Source organism: Xanthomonas hortorum (assembly GCF_040279205.1).
Lineage (GTDB): Bacteria > Pseudomonadota > Gammaproteobacteria > Xanthomonadales > Xanthomonadaceae > Xanthomonas > Xanthomonas hortorum_F.
Genome location: NZ_JBEOLS010000016.1, coordinates 34,638 through 53,968, shown reverse-complemented (window position 1 = coordinate 53,968; position 19,331 = coordinate 34,638). Strand labels below are relative to the sequence as shown.

Sequence of the window (19,331 nt, the reverse complement as noted above, 5' to 3'; positions counted from 1 at the left end):
GCCGGATCAACGTGCCTGCGCCGACAGCGCGATCAAGCGCTCGGCAACGCGGTCCAGCGGCACCACTTCCTGCGCGGCGCCGAGCTTGTAGGCGGCACCGGGCATGCCCCATACCACGCTGCTGGCTTCGTCCTGCACCAGCGTAGGCGCGCCGGCCTGCAGCATTTCCAGCAGGCCGCGTGCGCCGTCGTCACCCATGCCGGTGAGGATGGCGCCGACCGCGTTCGGGCCGGCGTTGGCGGCAACCGAGCGGAACAGCACGTCCACCGCCGGCTTATGGCGATTGACCGGCGGGCCATCGTCGATGCGGCAGCGCCAGCGGGCACCGTCGCGGATGATGCGCAGATGCTGGCCGCCCGGCGGCAGATAGGCGTGGCCGGGCAGGATCGCTTCGCCATCGCTGGCTTCGCGTACCGACATGGCCGAATGACGATTGAGGCGCTCGGCAAAGGCGGTGCTGAAGCTGGCCGGCAAGTGCTGGGTCATCACCACTGCCGGTGCATCGGCAGGCATGTGTTCGAGCACCACGCGCAGGGCTTCAGTGCCGCCGGCCGAGGCGCCGATGGCGATCAGGCGGTCGGTGGTGCGGAAGCGCAGGGCGCTGCCGGCCACTGGCGCGGACTGCATGTCCAGGGTGACCTTGGGCGCGCTGGGGCGACTGAGCGCGCTGACCTTGGCTTTGGAGGCCATCTTGACCTTGCTGACGATTTCTTCGGCATAACCTTCCAGCCCGCGTGCGACATCGATCTTGGGCTTGGAGATGAAATCTACCGCGCCCAGCGACAAGGCCTGCAAGGTGGTGTCGGCGCCACGCTCGGTCAGCGATGAAATCATCACCACCGGGGTGGGGCGCAGGCGCATGAGGTTTTCCAGGAATACCAGGCCGTCCATGCGCGGCATTTCCACATCCAGCGTGATCACGTCCGGATTGAGGCGTTTGATCTTTTCGCGCGCCAGGATCGGGTCGGCGGCCGAGCCGATCACTTCGATGCCGGCATCGCGCGACAGGATCTCGGTCAGCATCTGACGCACCACCGCCGAGTCGTCGACGATCAATACGCGAACAGGGGTTTCCAGCGTCATTCGAACAACTCCACTCCACCGGTGACCGGTGCTTTGGACAGACGGGCGCGCACGGCAGATTCGGTAGCGGCGACTTCGGCTTCGTGTGCGTGCGGCAACCGCTGCACGACAACGCGTCCGGTCGTCGGGAAGAACCAGACCTTGCGCGGATGGATGCCGCACAGATCTTCGGCAATGATGGGGATGTGCTCGGCCAGCAGATACTGGCGCACGAACTCGGCGTTGCGGGTGCCCACCGGGTTGCTGGTGAAGCCCTTGAGCACGTTGGCGCCACCGAAGACCTTGGCTTCGATCCGCTTGCGATGCGCGCCGCGCTTGAGCATGTCGTTGATCAGCAACTCCATCGCATAACTGCCGTAGCGCGCGGGTGCGCCATCGCCAACCTGGCCTTCCGGCAGCAGGAAATGGTTCATGCCGCCGATCTTCAACACCGGGTCGCGAAGACAGGCCGCAACGCACGATCCCAAGGTGGTCGTCAACGCGGTGTCGTCGTCCACCACCAGGTATTGGGTGGGCAGCAGCTTGGCGGTGATGGTCTGGAACCGCGAATCGCGGTAGCGCATGACATCGTCGACCTGCACAGCGGTACTCATGTAGCGGCTCCCGCGCGCGGAGCGCGCCGATACAGCGTGCGCCCGCACGGCTGGATCAGGTCGGCCGCGTGCAGGTAGTTCTCCGAGTGCCCGGTGTAGAGCAGGCCGTCATCGCCCATGTGGCTGACCAGACGCGACAGAATGCCGCGCTGGGTGGGCTTGTCGAAATAGATCATCACGTTGCGGCAGAACAGCGCCGCATACGGGCCGCCGACGTCGTAGCGTGGCGACAGCAGATTCAACTGCTTGTATTCGATGAGCTGGCGCAGAGCCGGAATGACCCGGCACTTGCCTTCGTTGGGGCCGCTGCCGCGCTGGAAGTACTTGCGCTTGATCGATGCATCCAGCGAGGCGACGCGGTCGATGGCATAGACGCCGCGCGAGGCGGTTTCCAGCACCTGGGTGTCGACGTCGGTGGCGATGATGCTCACCGGCGGGGTCAGCGAGCCGAAGGCTTCGCAGGCGGTGATGGCGATGGAGTAGGGCTCCTCACCGGTGGAGGCCGCACACGACCAGATCTTCAGCGGTGCCTGCGAGGCACGCTTTTGCAATTCTTCGCGCAGCTTGTCGAAGTGATGCGGCTCGCGGAAGAACGAGGTCAGGTTGGTGGTCAGCGCGTTGGTGAACGCTTGCCATTCTTCCTCGTCGTTGCCTGCTTCGAGCTGGTCGATGTAGTCGCGGAAAGAGCGCAGACCGAGCACGCGCAGACGACGCGACAGCCGGCCATACACCATGTCGCGCTTGGCCGGAGCCAGGGCGATGCCGACACGCTGATAGATCAGATCGCAAACGCGTTTGAAATCGCGGTCGCCAAAATCAAATTCGCGTGTGTCTGAAGCGGAAGTCGAGGTGGTCGTCATATCCGTACGCGTCGTTAGCTAGTACTGGATATCGGCCATGTGGTCATGCAACTGAAGCACCAATCTGCGCCGTCGCGGGCGGTTGGGGCCGGTTGCCGAGGATTTGTCCCGCATGACGCTGCGGCTTGGCGCCGGCAGCAGGGGATAATGGCGCAGGTGCGCGTCGCAACAGAGGCAGAAATACACCGTAGAAACACATCGCCCCGGCTTGGCCGGGGCGATGTGGGTGACGACAGTGAATCAGAACTCTTGCCAGTTACCGTCGGCCAGTGCGGCCTGCGGCTTGGCCTGGCGCGAAGGCGCGGCCGTTGCACGCGCAGCCGGTTTGGCAGCGGTCTTGGCTGCGAGCGGACGTGAGGCCACGGCCACCGGGCGCGCGCGTGCGACCGGCGCGGCGGGCTCGTCCAGCTTGAACACCGAGACTGCTTCGGCCAGGTGACCGGCCTGCTCTTCCATCGAGCGTGCGGCGGCAGTGGCTTCTTCCACCAGCGCGGCGTTCTGCTGGGTGGTTTCGTCCATCTGGGTGATGGTCTGGTTGACCTGTTCGATCCCGGTCGACTGTTCCTGCGAAGCGGCAGAGATCTCGCCCATGATGTCGGTGACGCGCTGCACGCTGGCCACGATATCGGCCATGGTCGCGCCGGCCTTGCGCACCAGTGCCGAGCCTTCGGCGACCTTGTGCACGGAGTCGTCGATCAGTCCCTTGATCTCCTTGGCCGCACCGGCCGAACGCTGCGCCAACGTACGCACTTCCGAGGCGACCACGGCAAAGCCGCGGCCCTGTTCGCCGGCACGTGCCGCTTCCACCGCCGCGTTCAAGGCCAGGATGTTGGTCTGGAAGGCGATGCCGTCGATGACGGAGATGATGTCGGCAATCTTCTTGGACGAGGCTTCGATGCCGGACATGGTGGCGACCACCTGCGAGACCACTTCGCCGCCTTGCGAGGCCACACCGGTGGCGCCGATGGCAAGCTGGTTGGCCTGACGGGCGCTTTCGGCGTTCTGCTTCACGGTGGAGGTGAGCTCCTCCATGGAGGCGGCGGTTTCTTCCAGATTGGCTGCCTGCTGCTCGGTACGATGCGACAGATCCTGATTGCCCGAGGCGATCTCGCCGGCCGCCGAGTTGATGGCGGTGGAGGAGACCTTGATGCGCCCGACGATGTCGGCCAGCTGCTCGGCGGTGGCATTGGCATCGTCACGCATCTGCGCGAACACGCCGCTGAATTCGCCGTGCATGCGCACGGTCAGATCGCCACGCGACAGCGCCGACAGCAGCGAGGAAATCTGCTCCAGGCTGGCAGCGTTGGCATCCAGCAAGCCGTTGAGCTGCTGCGCCAGTTGCAGGAAGAAGCCCTGCTTGCCGTCGGTTTCCACCCGGCCGCTCATGTCGCCGCTGGCGGCGGCACGCACGATGCGGGCGACTTCTTCTTCGACCTGGACTTCGATGGTGCGGTCGCGCCATTCGCACACTTCGCCGGTGGTCTCATCGTGCTCATTCTTGATGGCGGTGACGGTCTGCGTCACCACGAACTCGCCGTAGCGCTCTTCGAAGCTGGTGATGCCGTCGCGTTCCAGTGCAGCGACAGCCTTGCGCACGGTCGATTCAGGTAAGCCAAGATAGCTGATGTGCTGGCCGATGATCTTGTTCGCTTCGAAGTCGGACGATGCCAGACGGATGCTGCCTTCGTAATGCGCAACGATCTTCTGGAACGCTTCGTTTGCGTAGATGACGATGCGATCGGTATCGGTAATGAAGGTGCCGGTGGAGGACTTGTCCAGCGCGGTGCGGATACGCAGGTTTTCGTCGGCGATCTTGCGATCGCGCTCGATGCGCTCTTTCAGATCGCGCTGCATGCGCTGCATGGAGCGCATCAATTCGCCCACTTCGTCCTGGCCCTGCACGTTGATCTGGCCGTCCAGCTTGCCGCCGGCGATTTCGGTGGCGGTGGTGACTGCGCCGCGCATGCTCTTGACGATGGAACGTGCAAACAGGAACGCCAGACCCAGGCCGCCGGCGATGCCGAGCAGCAGCACCATCACGGTCAACGAAACCGAGGTGGCATGGACTTTTTCGGCCTTGCTCTTGGCAGCCTGTGCCAGACGGTTGTCTTCGGCGATCAACGCGGCCAGCGAATCCTTGGCCTTGTTGTGCAGGGTGCGGGTCTCGCCGACGAAGGTGTCGACGGCATCGTCGGGCAGATTGAGTTCGAGCATTTCGTTGACGCTGGCGTAGGAGGCCGAGGCCTTCTTCCAGTCGGCCACGAAGCTCGCAAACAGCTTCTTCTGCTCCGGGCTTTCGATCAGGCGGGGATAGCCCTTGATCGTCGCTTCGATTTCGCCATCGAGCCGCTTGGCGCGGAGCTTGGCTTCCTGCTTCACCGCGTCGCTTGCGCGCACCAAACTTTGATAAGAAGCATTACGATATTCGCCGAGCATGCCACGCAGGTCGCCTGCTTCGCGCACGCTGGACATGGTGTTGCCGGCCAGGTCACTGGTGACGTTGTTGAGCGAGGCCAGACCCGAATAAGCGATGATCCCCTGCACCAGCAAGATCAGCAGCACGATGCCGAATGCCAGCATCAGCTTGGGCATCAATTTCAGATTGTTGATCCATTGCATTGACACGATTCCCCGTAGAAGTCAGTCCGCATAAGCGCAAACAGCAGATCGCCACGCGCGAGGGCGTGGCGATGTGCGAGGCGATTACTTGATGGTGGCGAGCTTCAGGCTGGCCGGCGAGCTGACTTCGATTTCGGCACGCGAGCTGTCGCGCTGGATCTTGCCGAGCACACAGACGTCCTTGCCTTCCAGGGATTCGGGAGCAAAGCTGAACTTGCCGCGGTTGGCGCCGTCGATGCGGGCCGAGAAGGTGTGGCGCGGGAACATGCCACCCATGTAGAGGAAGGTGGGTTCGCCTTCCGAGCTCTGCGCGTACTTGGCCTTTTCGACCTTGCCGCACACCATGCCGTCCTTGCCGACGAAGCGGGTGGCCATTTCCGGCGGAATCATTTCCTGCGACTGAGCCGAAAGCGTGGGAGCAACGATGACGAGAGCAGCGACGGGGAGGAGCGAGAGCAGGAACTTCATTGGGATTCTCCAGAATCAAAAGTCGAACGGTGACCCGTTTAAGTGCGCGGGCTTCTATTCAGCTATCGGCTAGCTGCCGTTCAACTTGAATCTAAAAAACGTGATTCCTATCTCACTTCACTCTAGGCGCACGTCTCGTGTCGGGAAGCTCCCGACACCAGATGGTCGTAACAGGGACTGCCGGCACCCATGCGGCCGTCATGCAGATTCTCTCGGTGCCTGAAGTCGTCGTGCATTGCTCTACACGGCGGCTTTTGTGCACTGCCTATACCTGCATAACGGCCGCTTGGGACGTGCCCGAGTGGCTATAGGTCAGGCGGCTTCTTCGGCCAATTGCTGCTGACCGAGTTCGGCGCTGTCCAACAAGGTTTCGATATCCAGCAGGATCAGCATGCGATCGTCCTGGGTACCGATGCCCGAGATGAAACGGGTGTCGACGGCGGCGCCGAATTCCGGCGTCGGGCGGATCTGGTCGTCGTTGAGCGGGATCACGTCGGAGACGCTGTCCACCACGATGCCGACCACGCGGTCTTCGACGTTGAGCACGATCATCACGGTGAAGGCGTCGTAGCGCGCTTCTTTCAGCCGCAGCTTCAGGCGCAGGTCGATCACCGGCACGATGGTGCCGCGCAGGTTGATCACACCCTTGATGTAATCGGGAGCGTCGGGCAGGCGGGTGACCGAATCGTAGCCGCGGATTTCCTGCACTTTCAGGATGTCCACGCCGTAGTGTTCTTCGCCCAAGGCGAAGCTGAGGAATTCACCACCGGTGCCGGTGGCAGTGCTTTTGTCGTTCATGGAAACTCCGGGCGTTGCGGCTGAGTGTCAGATTGCTGAAGAAATGCGGCAGAAGCGTGCGAAAAAGAGTGTGGAAGAGGTTGCCCTAGCAACATCGGCGCAGCGCACGGCAACTTTAGCGGTGCGCTGTGCACGGTACGGGCGGGTTCAGAACACGCCGCTCTTGCGCGCGTTGCGCTGGCGGTCGACGCGAAAAATATAGCGTTGAATGGTTTCGTCGGCGCCACGCGGCAGATCGCTGAACTGCATGCCGACACGGAAGCCTTCGCTGCCGTTGGGCAGTGACTGCTTATATTGGCTGCACACGGTGAGCGGTAGCGTGATCGGCGCGCTGTCGGGCAATTGCAGCATGCAATTGCGGTAGGTGCGTTGCGGTTCGAGCAGCGGCATGCCGTCCGTGATCGCTACCGCCAGGCCGCCGCTGCTGATGTCGATCACGCGCAGCTGCAAGTTGAGAGTGCCGCCTTGTGCTTCGTCCTGACGAATGGTGCAGATGGGCGAATCGGTGATCGGCGTTTCCAGCCGGTACGATTCGCGGCGCTGCATGTGATACATGGCGTCTGGCAATGCAGCGCGGAAGGCGACGTGGATGTCGCGTTCCAGCCGGTCGGGCGTTTCCAGACGGAAACGAATATTGACCCGTTCCAGTTGCGCGTAGCACAGCAGATACTTGGCATCTTCGATGGCGCGGTTGGAAGCTTCGTTATGGCTGCCGTCCAGAATCACGCAGTCGTCGTCTTCGTCCACTTCGAGCACGGCAGTGGGCACGGCCATGTCGCGGCCGGCCACGTGCATGGTCACCACGGCGCGTTGGTCGAGCAGTTGGCGCAGCAAGCCACGGATCTGCCGTTTGTTGCGCAGCAGGTAGCGCTCGTCGCCTTCGGCAAGGTGATCGGCGTCGTGGTCCAGCTCTGAGGTATCGCCTTGGGACATGAGCACCAGCACAGTGGATGCGGGAATGGGCCCGGACGGTTGTCCCGGCGTCGCCTTGATATCGGCGGCAAAACCAAATCTTTAAGAGCGGCTGACAAAACTGGGACGCCCTCGCCGCGAGTTAGCGCAACCGGCCTTTTGCTTCACCCACAGCACACGACTACGTTGGCAGGTGCGATGTCCTCACCGCTGCGGATCTGCGGTCTGGCTGCAGGGCCCTTGCCCGCCCACCATCGCGGGACACGCCGCGAGTACGTCCGTGTAGGCTCTTACGCGGCATCCATGCCGCGTAAGGTCCCGCGACAGTGGGCGGGCAAGGACCAGCCGAGATGGTCGGTGTGCATGGCTTTCAACAAAGCAACCAGCAGACTCTCTGGTGCGGTAAGGGCATCGCGCGCTCGACTGACTAAGCTTTTGACTGCGACTCAACGACGCGAAATCTCGGTTGTCTTTGAGTGGTTGAGCGGTGCGGAATGCATTGGTTGTGGAGCGGCTGATCTGTGGCTTGGCCGCAGGGCCCTTGCCCGCCCACCGTCGCGGGACACGCCGCAAGTACGTCCGTGTAGGCTCTTACGCGGCATCCATGCCGCGTAAGGTCCCGCGACGGTGGGCGGGCAAGGACCAGTCCAGATGGTTGGTGCGCACGATTAAGAGCAGTGCGTGATGCGCGTTGTTCGATGACGTAGCGCCGGCTCAACGTCCGATGCACATCGCGCGACAGACAGCTTTTTGCGCGACCACCGACCAACTTTCTGGTGCGGTGTCCTCGCCGATTGCGGGACCGTGTGGCGGCATGGATGCCGCCACCGAGCCTCCAGGGACGGATTTACGGCGTGTCCCGCGAGCGGCGAGGGCGCCGCGCCCTCGACTGACTAGGCTTGGGCGCATTTAGACGCCGCCACAACTCGAAACTTTGGTTGTCTCGCTAAGTGATTGGACAGTGCAGACAGGTCGTGCTGAGCGGCGAGGGCACCGCGCCCTCGACTCACCGAACGTTTGCCTTACATCAGTGGTACGCGTGGCGTGCGTTGGCCAGCAGAGTGCTCAGTTGGTCTTGTTGTTCCAGACGGAAAACCGCCACTGCGTCCACCAACTGCGCGGCCTGGTCTTCCATCGAGCGCGCTGCGGCAGTGGCTTCTTCCACCAATGCGGCGTTCTGCTGGGTGGTTTCGTCCATCTGGGTGACGGTCTGGTTGACCTGGGTGATGCCGGCGGCCTGCTCGCGCGAGGCGCTGGTGATCTCGCCCATGATGTCGGTGACGCGCTGCACCGAGCTCACCACCTGCTGCATGGTGTTGCCGGCTTCGGAGGCGAGTGCGGCACCGCTACCGATGCGTGCAACCGAGTCTTCGATCAGGTGCTTGATCTCCTTGGCGGCGCCGGCCGAGCGCTGGGCGAGGCTGCGCACCTCGGAGGCGACCACGGCGAAGCCGCGGCCCTGTTCGCCGGCGCGCGCGGCTTCCACTGCCGCGTTCAAGGCCAGGATATTGGTCTGGAAGGCGATGCCGTCGATGACGCCAATGATCTCGGCGATCTTCTTGGACGAGGTGTCGATGTCGGCCATGGTGGTGACCACGCGGCCGACCACATCGCCACCCTGGGCCGCCACGCCGGCGGCGTCCAGCACCAGGCGGTTGGCCTGGTCGGCGTTGTCGGCATTCTGCTTGACGGTGGCGGTGAGCTCCTCCATCGAGGCGGCGGTTTCTTCCAGGGCCGCGGCCTGCTGTTCGGTGCGACGCGACAGGTCGCCATTGCCGGTGGCGATCTCGGTGGCGGCCGAGTTGATCGCCAGCGAGGAGTCCTTGATCCGGCGCACGATGCCGGCCAGCTGGTCGGCGGTGGCATTGGCGTCGTCGCGGATGGTGGCGAACACGCCTTGCAGGTCGCCATCCATGCGCGCGGTCAGATCGCCCTGCGACAACGCAGAGAGCAGGGCGGACACGCGCGACAGCCCGTCCGCATTGTTGTCCAGCAGCGCGTTGAGTTGCTGGGCGAGCAGCAGCAGGAAGCCCTGCTTGCCTTCCAGGCCGACGCGCTCGCTCAGGTCGCCGGCAGCGGCGGCCTGCACGATACGTGCGACCTCCTGTTCCACCTGGACTTCCTGGGTGCGGTCGGCCCATTCGACCACAAAGCCCATGCGCTCGCCGGCCGCGCCCAGCACCGGGTTGACCACCAGCCGCATGGTGCGGCCACCCACATGGATCTGCGCGGTGTGGGTGCCGGTGAGTTGATCGAGCATGCGTGCCTGGTGTTCGGGCTTGCGATGGAACTGGTCGATGCTGGCATTGATCAAGGCATCGGCATCGAAGTTGGGCAGGTCGCGGCGCAGTTCGTCCTGCACGCTCTTGAGCATGCGCTGCAGCGGGCGGTTGACGTAGATGATGCGGCGATCGGCGTCGGCGATCATCACGTTGGTGCTGACGTCGTCCAACGCGGTGCGCACGCGCAGCGCTTCGCTGGCAATCAGGTGGTCGCGTTCCAGACGTGCGCGCAGGTCGTCGCGCATGGTGCGGGCGCTGAGCAGCAGGCGGCCGAGTTCGTCGTGCCGGTCGATCTCGATCGGGTTGTCCAGGCGGCCTGCCGCGACATCGCCGAGCACGCGCTCCACCGCCAGCAACGGGCGGGTGACCATGTTGCGTGCCGCCACAAAGACCACCGCGATGCACAGCGCCAGCACCACCAGCGAGAACAGCAGCATGCTGCCCATCAGCTCGTCCAGCGGGCCGTCGATGGCGCTGCGCGGCTGGGTGCCGATCACCGCCCACTGCCACGGTGCATAGCGCTGGGCGGTGACTTCGAACGCCTGGCTGTTGCCCTTGGCATCGCGCAACTGCAGGTTGGCGCTGGGCTGCTTGCCATCCAGTACCGATTGCAACAGCGCCTGCTGCTCGGCCGGCACCAGTGCCGCCAGGGTGGCCGGGGTGCCCGGCGGGGCGGCGATGACCTGGCCCTGATGCTCGCCCGCGGCCATGTCGACGATGACGAAGTAGCCATCCTGGCCGAGCTTGGTGGTGCCGACCTGCGCCTTGAGCGCGGCCAGGCCCTGGGTGTAGTTGCGACCGACGAACAGCGCGCCGATCACCTCGCCGGCGGCATTGCGCAGCGGCTGGTAGTGGGTCATGTACTGCTCGCCGAACAGCTGTGCCTGGCCGGTGAAAGGCTTGCCTTGCGACAACGCGGCGTAGGCCTTGCCCTTGCGGTCGAGCAGGGTGCCGATCACACGCTCGTTCTGCTTGTTACGCAGCGAGGTGGTGATGCGCACGAAGTCCTCGCCGGTGCGCGCGAAGATCGTGGCGACACCGCCGGTGGCCTGCGCAAAGCGGTCCACCGCGTTGACATTGAGGTTGAGCGCCTGCTTGCCGGCGCGCAGGGACGGGGTGGCCTGCGCGCCGATGGTGACGGTGCTGGCGGTATCGAGCGTGCGTGCGCCGCTGGGGAGCATGTCGTCGAACACGCTGCCCAGGCGCTGGGTGCTTTCGGTCAGGGTGACGTCGTACATCGCCACCGACTGCTGCATCAGCCGGGTGCTGGAGCGCAGTTCGGCCTTGACCTGGGATTCGATATCGCCAGCGGACTGGCGATAAATGGTCAGGGCCAGCAGGCCCAGCGAAATGGCGATGACCAGGGTCAACAGCGCGGAAAGCCGGGTGCCAACGGAAAGCCGGTTGAAGGAATGCATGAGGAATCGACCTTGCCCGGGGGAGGGCGTTACGGATGCGTGAAGTCGATAGCGGCCGTCTATGCTCAAAATTGATGTTTTATGTTGAATTAGGCACAAATTGTCGCGTTCGCTTGGTTCCAGAGCAGGGGCGCAAGCTTGCCATTTGTTAAGGATGGGTGAGTTTCACGACCAGGCAGCGTTGGCATCCAGCATGGTCAGGCGCTGATGTGAAGAAACATCTCGGCACAAAAAAAGGGCCGCCTCCCTCGCAAGGAAGCGACCCTCAAGATTCGTTGACCACGAATCAAACTACTCTCGAATGGTGTTCTTGGATGCGGCGTGTGTTGCGGGCTGCGGGCTGCGGGTTGCGGTGTGTGTCTTAGAACTCCTGCCAGTCGTTCGGCCCGGCCACCGCGGTCGCCGTGCCGATGGCGCTGCGACGTGGCGGGGCGATGCTGGCGGCACCGACGGCCGGGCGCGCAGCGAAGCGTGCATTGACCGGCGCAGCGACCATCGACGATGGCTGACGTGCCACCGGGCCTTGCTCGACGATCTTGAACACGGCCACCGCTTCGGTGAGCTGCTGGGCCTGTTCTTCCATCGCGCGGGCGGCGGCGGTGGCTTCTTCCACCAGCGCGGCGTTCTGCTGGGTGGCTTCGTCCATGTGGGTGACGGTCTGGTTGACCTGCTCGATACCGGCCGACTGCTCCTGCGAGGCGGCGGAAATCTCGCCCATGATGTTGGTGACGCGCTGCACGCTGGCGACGATCTCGGCCATGGTCTTGCCGGCCTGGTCCACCAGCTGCGAGCCGTCAGCCACACGCTGCACCGAGTCGTCGATCAGGCTCTTGATCTCCTTGGCCGCGGCGGACGAACGCTGTGCCAGCGTACGTACTTCCGATGCCACCACCGCAAAGCCACGGCCCTGGTCGCCGGCACGCGCCGCTTCCACCGCCGCGTTCAAGGCCAGGATATTGGTCTGGAACGAGATACCGTCGATGACGCTGATGATGTCGGCGATGCGCTTGGACGATGCCTCGATGCCGCTCATGGTGTCGACCACCTTGCTGACCACGGCGCCGCCCTGTGAGGCCACGCTTGCGGCGCCGATGGCGAGCTGATTGGCCTGGCGCGCACTTTCGGCGTTCTGCTTGACGGTGGAGGTGAGCTCTTCCATCGAGGCAGCGGTTTCTTCCAGGTTGGCGGCCTGCTGTTCGGTACGCTGCGACAGATCCTGATTGCCGGCCGCGATCTCGCTGGCGGCGGCATTGATCGAGGTCGCCGAGTGCTGGATGTGCCCGACGATGCCGGCCAGCTGGGTGGCGGTAGCGTTGGCATCGTCACGCATCTGGGCGAACACGCCCTTGAAATCGCCGTCCATGCGCGCGGTCAGATCGCCTGCGGCGATGGACCGCAAGATGCCCGATAGCGACTGCAGGCTGCCATCGGCGGTGGCCATCAACTGATTGAGGCTCTCGACCATCACGCGGAAATCGAACTGGAACTGCGCCGCATCGCCGCGTGCACTGAAATCGCCGTTGGCCGCGGACTGCGCCAGCTGCTTGATCTGCTGATTCATCGACGCCAGGTTGGTTTTCACCTGCGCCATGGTGTCGGTCAGCATGGCTTTTTCGCCGGGCAGCGCGTCCATGTCCTGGCTGAGGTCGCCGATCGCATAGCGGCCCATGATCTGCGCCAGGCGCTGCGTGAGCTGGATGTGGCTGTCGACCAGCGCGTTGGTGTCGCCGGCCATACGGCCATAGTCGCCCGGGAATGCGCCGGCATCCATGCGGAAGCTGATCTGGCCGCTGTCGTGGCGCTTGGCCATGTCCAGTTGCGCGGTGATCAGGTTGCGTACCTGCGATTGCATCTTGTCCATCGCCTGCAACAGACGGCCGGTTTCGTCGCTGGCCTCGCTGTGCACTGCGTTGTCGAGCTTGCCGTCGGCAATCGCCTCGGCAGCGCGGGTGGCGCGGTTCAACGGGCCGGTGAGGCTGCGGGTGATCATCCAGGCCAGCAGGGCGCTCAGCAGTACCACGGCAACGCCGCCGCCGATCAGCATGCTGCGACCACGTGCCATGGCGTCATTGGCCTGCGCATAGGCGACCTGGCTGCTCTTGCGTTGCGCTTCGGAGTAGGTACGGATCGCATCCTGCCAGCGCTGGGTGGCTGGTGCGGCGCGCTGGATCAGGATCGGCATGGCCTGGTCGACCTTGCCGGCCGTGCCCAGTTCGCGTACCTGCTGGTTGTGCGATAGCGCCTGTTCGCGCGCCAGATCCAGCGCATCGCGCATGCGCTGCCCTTGGGCATCGGTGGGGAAGGCATACAGCTTGTCACGCACTTCCTTGTAGCGAATCCGCTGCGCATCGATCGCATCACCGAATTGGCGATTTTGTTCAGCAGTGGCCGGCAGCACGATGTTGCGCAGGTTCAACGAGATGGTGGCATTGGCGTCCAGCATGTCGGTGGCGTACTGGATCATCGCCATGTTGCGGTTGACGATGGTGTCCAGGCGTTCGCGCGCCTGGCTGAGCGTGTACAGGCCGGCGGCCACCAGCGCGCAGGACAGAAGGATCAAGACGCCGAAGGCCAGGGAGAGGCGTTTGCCGACGTTGAAGCGGTGCAGAAAGGAATTCATGGAGTGACCTGAGCGAATGTGCCGTTAGGTGGACTGGCATGCGATGCAGTGCTGGAGCATTGCGTCGCATGTCATGCCTTGTGTGATGTGTCGGTCAGATAGCGGCGTTAGAACTGCTGTATTGAGGCAAGCCGGGCTGGCCGGTAAAGCCGGGTCTCAGGCACGTGACTGCCATGTGTACAAAGGGTAGGGAATTGGTGGGGGTATGTCGGGAATTCCCCTCAAAAAAGCGCGTTGAACGTGATTTTGGAGGCGGCGCGATAGAGCCGGGCTTGCACGATGTGAAGTGCGATTTCACGCTGGCCGCGGTGCATGCGGGCTTGCGGGCAGCTGGCATGCACTGCTGTCGATGTGCTGACAGCGCTTGCTGCGGCTTAGAACTCCTGCCAGTCACCCACGTCGTTTGCCGTTGCCGACGCACCAGCGGTGCTGCGGCGCACGGGCGCGGCCGTGCTGGCGCGGGCGATCGGACGCGGTGTGCTGCGGGCATTGGCGGGCGCATTGGCAATGGCCGACAACTGGCGCGCCAACGGTGCGTGTTCGGCAACCTTGAACACGGCCACCGCTTCGGTGAGCTGCTGGGCCTGTTCTTCCATTGCGCGTGCGGCGGCAGTGGCTTCTTCCACCAGTGCGGCGTTCTGCTGGGTGGTTTCGTCCATCTGGGTCACGGTCTGGTTGACCTGTTCGATGCCCGCGTACTGCTCCTGCGAAGCCGACGAAATCTCGCTCATGATGTTGGTAACGCGCTGCACGCTGGCGACGATTTCGGCCATGGTGGTGCCGGCCTGGTCGACCAGGGTGGCGCCCTGGGTGACCTTGCTGACCGAATCGTCGATCAGGTGCTTGATCTCCTTCGCCGCACCGGCCGAACGCTGCGCCAGGGTGCGCACTTCGGAGGCCACCACCGCAAACCCGCGGCCCTGTTCGCCGGCACGCGCCGCTTCCACTGCGGCATTCAAGGCCAGGATGTTGGTCTGAAAGGCGATGCCGTCGATGACGCTGATGATCTCGGCGATCTTCTTCGACGAGCCCTGGATGTCGGCCATGGTGGTGACCACCTTGGCCACCACATCGCCGCCTTGCGAGGCCACGGCAGCGGCGCCGATGGCGAGCTGATTGGCTTGACTTGCGTGTTCGGCGTTCTGCTTGACGGTGGAAGTGAGTTCTTCCATCGAGGCGGCGGTTTCTTCCAGATTGGCGGCCTGCTGCTCGGTACGCTGCGACAGATCCTGGTTGCCGGAGGCGATTTCGCCCGAGGCCGACCCAATCGCATTGGCGGCCAGCTGGATGCGGCCCACGATGCCGGCCAGTTGTTCGGCGGTGGCGTTGGCGTCGTCGCGCATCTGGGCGAACACGCCCTGATACTGGCCGGTCATGCGGGCGGTGAGATCGCCGGCAGCGATCGACTGCAACAGGCCCGAGAGCGACTGCAGGTTGCCGTCGGCGGTAGCCATCAGGTGGTTGAGGCTTTCCACCATGATGCGGAAATCGAACTGGAACTGCGCGGCATTGCCACGCGCAGTGAAGTCCCCGTTGGCGGCGGCCTGTGCCAGCTGCTTGATCTCCGTGTTCATTGTCGACAGGTTCAACTTGACTTGGTTCATTGCCGTGGTGATGGCAGCTTTTTCGCCCGGCAACTGCGGCATGTCTTCGCTCAGATCACCGATCGCGTAGCGCTCCACCAGGTGGATGGTCTGCATCTTGACCTTGATGTGCGCGGCAACCAGCTCGTTGGTGTCCTTGGCCATGCGGCCAAAATCGCCCGGGAAGGCACCGGCATCCATGCGGAAACTGATCTGGCCGTCATCGTGACGCTTGGCCATGTCCAGCTGTGCGGTGATGAGGTTGCGGACCTGTCCCTGCATGCGATCCATGGCCTGCAACAGGCGGCCGGTTTCGTCGTTGGATCGCGTGCGCACGTCGTTGTCGAGAGTGCCGTTGGCGATCGCTTCGGCGGCGCGGGTGGCCTGGGTCAGCGGGCGCACCAGGCTGCGGGTGATCAGGAAGCCGAGCAGGGCGCTGAACAGCACCACTGCCAGGCCGCCGCCGATCAACATGGCGCGGCCGCGGGCCATGGCAGCGTTGGATTCTGCATAGGCCTCCTGGCTGCGCTTGCGCTGCAGTTCGGAGTAGCTGGCGAGCGCGTCCTGCCATTTCTGGGTGGCCGGTCCGGCCTGTGTCAGCAGCAGCGCTTGCGCCTGGTCGACCTGGCCTGCGGCGTCGAGTGCGATCACCTTTTCATTGGTAGCACGCGCGACCGCATTGGCGGCGTCGATGTTGTCGCGGATTGCGGTGCCGACGGATGTAGAGGGAAACTTGTACAACTCGTCGTGTGTGTCTTCGTAGCGTGCGCGTTGCTGCTTGATCAGTGCGACGAAGCGCTGATCGTCTTCCGGGCCGTCTGCCAGGACCAGATTGCGCAGCTGCACGGCGATGTTGGCACTGGCGTTGGTCATGTCCTGCGACAGCTGGATGATCTTGATCTGGCGGTTGACGACCGTGTCCATGCGTTCGCGGGCCTGCGCCAGTGTGTAGAGGCCGGTGGCGACCAGCCCGCAGGACAGCAGGATCAGCGTGCCGAAGGCGAAAGTCAGGCGCTTGCCGACGTTATACCGTTGAAGAAGAGCGATCATTGTGGGGTCTCGAGGCAGTTGGCAAGAAAGGGCAAGACGCGTCGGCGCGGACGCGTTGGGCAATACGTCAGGGGAAGCGAGGGTGGGCATGTGGCAAGCCGATTCCCGGTGCGTGTGATACGTCGTCACGACGCGACCGAGTGCAGGGCAGGTATGCATGCTTGTGGTCTGTAACGGCCCCCATTCTTGCGGCTGAACTCGCCCGGCCCGCCGCGTATGGGCGGCCGTCATTGAGGTGACGTGGGTGTGCACAAACGACCCCGGAAACGCCGATGGGAGCGCTACCAAAACAGCTGCCGTCATCAGCAGATTCACGTCGTGATCACGCTTTCAAGAGCGATGCGAAGGTGCCGCGTTGAGCACTGCCGGGTAAAAATCACCGGTTGGGGGTCAGCAGACCCAGAGAGTATCGTTACTTGCGCGGCCACCTACATCTGTGTGGGGGACCTCTTAGCGTAATGACATGCGGCATCAGACCGACGGATGCAATGCCGCGAGCAACGGCCTCACGCCGTGATGCCATCAAACCGTCACTTCACGTCACGTCACGCCGCGCGACCCAGCCGGGCGGGTGTGGCCGCTGTCTGTAACTGGAACACCGAGACAGCATCGCGCAACTGCTGCGCCTGTTCTTCCATCGAACGTGCGGCGGCGGTGGCTTCTTCCACCAGCGCGGCGTTTTGCTGGGTGGCCTGGTCCATCTGTGCGATGGTCTGGCCCACCTGCTCGATGCCTTGCGACTGCTGCTGCGAGGCTTCGCTGATCTCGTGCATGATCTCGGTGACGCTGCGCACCGAGTTGACGATGTCCTGCATGGTGCGGCCGGCCTGGCCGACCAGCTGGTTGCCATGTTCGACCCGGCTCACAGAATCGTCGATCAGCTGCTTGATCTCTTTTGCGGCACCGGCCGAACGCTGTGCGAGCGTGCGGACTTCGCTGGCGACGACAGCAAAACCGCGTCCCTGTTCGCCGGCACGCGCCGCTTCCACCGCTGCATTCAAGGCCAGGATGTTGGTCTGGAAGGCGATACCGTCGATGACGCCGATGATGTCGGCGATCTTTTTGGAGGCGGCCTGGATGCCGGCCATGGTGTCGACCACTTGCCCGACCACCTCGCCACCTTGCGAGGCCACGGTTGCTGCGCCAACCACCAGTTGATTGGCGCGGCGTGCATGCTCGGCGTTGTTGCGCACGGTGGCGGTGAGTTCTTCCATCGAGGCTGCGGTTTCTTCCAGATTGGCCGCTTGTTGCTCGGTACGCTGCGACAGATCCTGGTTGCCGGTGGCAATTTCGCTGGCGGCATCGTTGATCGCATCGGTGGAATGCTGGATGCGCCCGACGATGTCGGCCAACTGCATGACGGTGGCATTGGCATCGTCGCGCATGCGTGCGAACACGCCGTGGAAGTCGCCATGCATGCGGGTGGTGAGATCGCCGGCGGCGATCGCCTGCAGCACGCTGGAGAGCGAGGTCAGATTGGCGTCGGCGGTGGCCATCAGTTGATTGAGGCTGTCCACCATCGCGCGGAAGTCGTATTGAAAACGCTGCGCATCGCCACGCACGCTGAAATCGCCGTTGGCGGCGGCCTGCGCAAGCACCTTGATCTCGCTGTTCATCGCCGCCAGATTGCCCTTGACCGTGTCCATGGTGTCGCTGAGCACGGCCTTTTCACCGGGCAGGCGATCCATGTCCTGGCTCAGATCGCCGATGGCGTAGCGCGACATGATCTGCGCCAACTGCATCATCACCGCGATGTGCGAGCCGACCAACGTATTGGTGTCGCGCACCATGGTGGCGTAGGCACCGGGGAAGGTTTCGGACTGCATGCGATAGCCGATCTGGCCGGCGTCGTGGCGCTGCGCCATCTCGCTCTGTGCGGCCAACACCGCCTGCACTTGGTCCTGCATCTGGCGCATGTTGTCGAGCAACTGGCCGGTTTCGTCGCGGCTGAACGCGACGATGCGCTCGTCCAGCCGGCCTTGCGCGATGTTGGCGGCCACCGCGGCGGCGCGGCGCACATTGCGGGTGAGCTTGGACAAGGTGTACCAGCCCAGCGCTGCAATCAGCACGGCCAGCACCGACAGGCCGGCGATCGCTTGCCACATCGCAGTGCGGGCTTCGACCAGGTGCCGCTCGGACTGACGCTGCAAGGCCTGCAACGACACGCCGCTCAAGTCCTGCATGGCCTGGCTAAGATCGTCGAGCGCGGCATTCCAGCGCGTGTCGGCCTGTGCATCGCTGCCTTCCAGCGCGCTGCGCAGTGCAGCCAATGCCGCGCTTGCACGCGCCGCTTCGGTCTTGGCGGCAGTCGCCAGGGCGGGGTCGGGTTGCTCCAGCAAGCCCATCGCCTTGTCCAGCTCATGGCGAAAGCGCAGGTGGTTGCGTGCGAGCTGGCCCAGTTGTTCGCGCAGCATGGCGCGGCTGTCCGCTGCCTGCGAGGGGTCGTTGGCGGCGTCCAGCCGGGTCAGCGACTCGGTGGCATCGGGGCTGTAGATCAGCGTGGAGACCACCAGGTGGTAGCTCTCGATATACGGGGTGTAGACCAGTTGGCTGTCGTCGCGCAGTGCGTCGAGTGCGGCAAATGCCTGCTCGCTCACTGCGGTATAACCCTCCGCTGCAACGCCGGCGATATGGCGTTTTTGCAAGGCAAGCAATTCTTTCTGGCTGCGTTCGAAGCCGGGCATGCGCGCGGTGGTGGCGAGCAGCTGTTGCAGATCGCGATTGGCGCGTTGCGCGGCATTACTGGCGGCGCTGCCGCTGTCCACATGTGCGGCGTGCAGGTCGGTGATCAAACCCAGCATCTGCCCGAGCGGGGCATAGCTGCGCAGTTCGTTGCTGCTGATGGACACACTTTCATTGAGCTTGCCGCGATAGAGCAGCACCGGGATGACCATGCCTGCCAAGGCAAGCACACCGATCGCGCCGAGCTTTCTTGCGATTGCCAGATCGTCCCAGCGGCTGCTCCAGCGGCGCGGGGAGGGAGGGGCAGGCTGCGGCGAAAGCGCGGGCGGAATAGTCATCGGTGTTTCTCATGGGCGTACGCAG

11 protein-coding genes are annotated in these 19,331 nt (G+C 63.9%); all 11 read right to left on the bottom strand.

Going from position 1 to position 19,331, the window contains the following annotated elements; translation table 11 throughout:
• Positions 1–6: 6 nt before the first annotated feature.
• The gene (locus ABS769_RS08935; protein ID WP_317060701.1) at positions 7–1,083 is read right to left on the bottom strand and encodes a protein-glutamate methylesterase/protein-glutamine glutaminase; all 1,077 of its coding nucleotides are present in this window, start codon (positions 1,081–1,083) and stop codon (positions 7–9) included.
• Positions 1,080–1,676 carry a chemoreceptor glutamine deamidase CheD gene (cheD, locus tag ABS769_RS08930; protein ID WP_006448345.1) on the bottom strand — a complete coding sequence of 199 codons (597 nt, stop codon included), beginning with the start codon at positions 1,674–1,676 and terminating at the stop codon, positions 1,080–1,082. Before cheD ends, ABS769_RS08935 begins: the two co-directional genes overlap by 4 nt.
• Positions 1,673–2,536, bottom strand: a complete 864-nt coding sequence (locus ABS769_RS08925) for a CheR family methyltransferase (protein WP_023903866.1) — start codon at positions 2,534–2,536, stop codon at positions 1,673–1,675. Before ABS769_RS08925 ends, cheD begins: the two co-directional genes overlap by 4 nt.
• A gap of 240 nt (positions 2,537–2,776) precedes the next feature.
• Complete coding sequence (locus ABS769_RS08920) at positions 2,777–5,155, bottom strand: methyl-accepting chemotaxis protein (protein WP_317060702.1); 2,379 nt, start codon at positions 5,153–5,155, stop codon at positions 2,777–2,779.
• Positions 5,156–5,239: 84 nt separating this feature from the next.
• Positions 5,240–5,623: a hypothetical protein gene (locus tag ABS769_RS08915; protein WP_005993867.1), complete on the bottom strand. Its 384-nt coding sequence runs from the start codon at positions 5,621–5,623 to the stop codon at positions 5,240–5,242.
• A gap of 312 nt (positions 5,624–5,935) precedes the next feature.
• The gene (locus ABS769_RS08910; RefSeq protein WP_006451575.1) at positions 5,936–6,421 is read right to left on the bottom strand and encodes a chemotaxis protein CheW; all 486 of its coding nucleotides are present in this window, start codon (positions 6,419–6,421) and stop codon (positions 5,936–5,938) included.
• Positions 6,422–6,568: 147 nt separating this feature from the next.
• Entirely contained in the window at positions 6,569–7,354 is a 786-nt protein-coding gene (locus ABS769_RS08905) for a flagellar brake protein (RefSeq protein ID WP_317060703.1), read from the bottom strand.
• A gap of 1,006 nt (positions 7,355–8,360) precedes the next feature.
• The gene (locus tag ABS769_RS08900) at positions 8,361–11,033 is read right to left on the bottom strand and encodes a methyl-accepting chemotaxis protein (RefSeq protein ID WP_317060705.1); all 2,673 of its coding nucleotides are present in this window, start codon (positions 11,031–11,033) and stop codon (positions 8,361–8,363) included.
• Between the two features lie 361 nt (positions 11,034–11,394).
• Entirely contained in the window at positions 11,395–13,653 is a 2,259-nt protein-coding gene (locus tag ABS769_RS08895) for a methyl-accepting chemotaxis protein (RefSeq protein WP_317060706.1), read from the bottom strand.
• A 374-nt stretch (positions 13,654–14,027) separates the two neighbouring features.
• Positions 14,028–16,286 (bottom strand): methyl-accepting chemotaxis protein, encoded by a 2,259-nt coding sequence (locus ABS769_RS08890; protein WP_317060707.1) that lies wholly within the window; start codon positions 16,284–16,286, stop codon positions 14,028–14,030.
• Between the two features lie 545 nt (positions 16,287–16,831).
• Entirely contained in the window at positions 16,832–19,306 is a 2,475-nt protein-coding gene (locus ABS769_RS08885) for a methyl-accepting chemotaxis protein (RefSeq protein WP_317060708.1), read from the bottom strand.
• Positions 19,307–19,331: the final 25 nt, after the last annotated feature.

Coding starts and splice junctions, on each gene's coding strand:
- ABS769_RS08935 (WP_317060701.1), bottom strand. CDS start 1,083: ATGACGCTGGAAACCCCTGTTCGCGTATTGATCGTCGACGACTCGGCG.
- cheD (WP_006448345.1), bottom strand. CDS start 1,676: ATGAGTACCGCTGTGCAGGTCGACGATGTCATGCGCTACCGCGATTCG.
- ABS769_RS08925 (WP_023903866.1), bottom strand. CDS start 2,536: ATGACGACCACCTCGACTTCCGCTTCAGACACACGCGAATTTGATTTT.
- ABS769_RS08920 (WP_317060702.1), bottom strand. CDS start 5,155: ATGCAATGGATCAACAATCTGAAATTGATGCCCAAGCTGATGCTGGCA.
- ABS769_RS08915 (WP_005993867.1), bottom strand. CDS start 5,623: ATGAAGTTCCTGCTCTCGCTCCTCCCCGTCGCTGCTCTCGTCATCGTT.
- ABS769_RS08910 (WP_006451575.1), bottom strand. CDS start 6,421: ATGAACGACAAAAGCACTGCCACCGGCACCGGTGGTGAATTCCTCAGC.
- ABS769_RS08905 (WP_317060703.1), bottom strand. CDS start 7,354: ATGTCCCAAGGCGATACCTCAGAGCTGGACCACGACGCCGATCACCTT.
- ABS769_RS08900 (WP_317060705.1), bottom strand. CDS start 11,033: ATGCATTCCTTCAACCGGCTTTCCGTTGGCACCCGGCTTTCCGCGCTG.
- ABS769_RS08895 (WP_317060706.1), bottom strand. CDS start 13,653: ATGAATTCCTTTCTGCACCGCTTCAACGTCGGCAAACGCCTCTCCCTG.
- ABS769_RS08890 (WP_317060707.1), bottom strand. CDS start 16,286: ATGATCGCTCTTCTTCAACGGTATAACGTCGGCAAGCGCCTGACTTTC.
- ABS769_RS08885 (WP_317060708.1), bottom strand. CDS start 19,306: ATGACTATTCCGCCCGCGCTTTCGCCGCAGCCTGCCCCTCCCTCCCCG.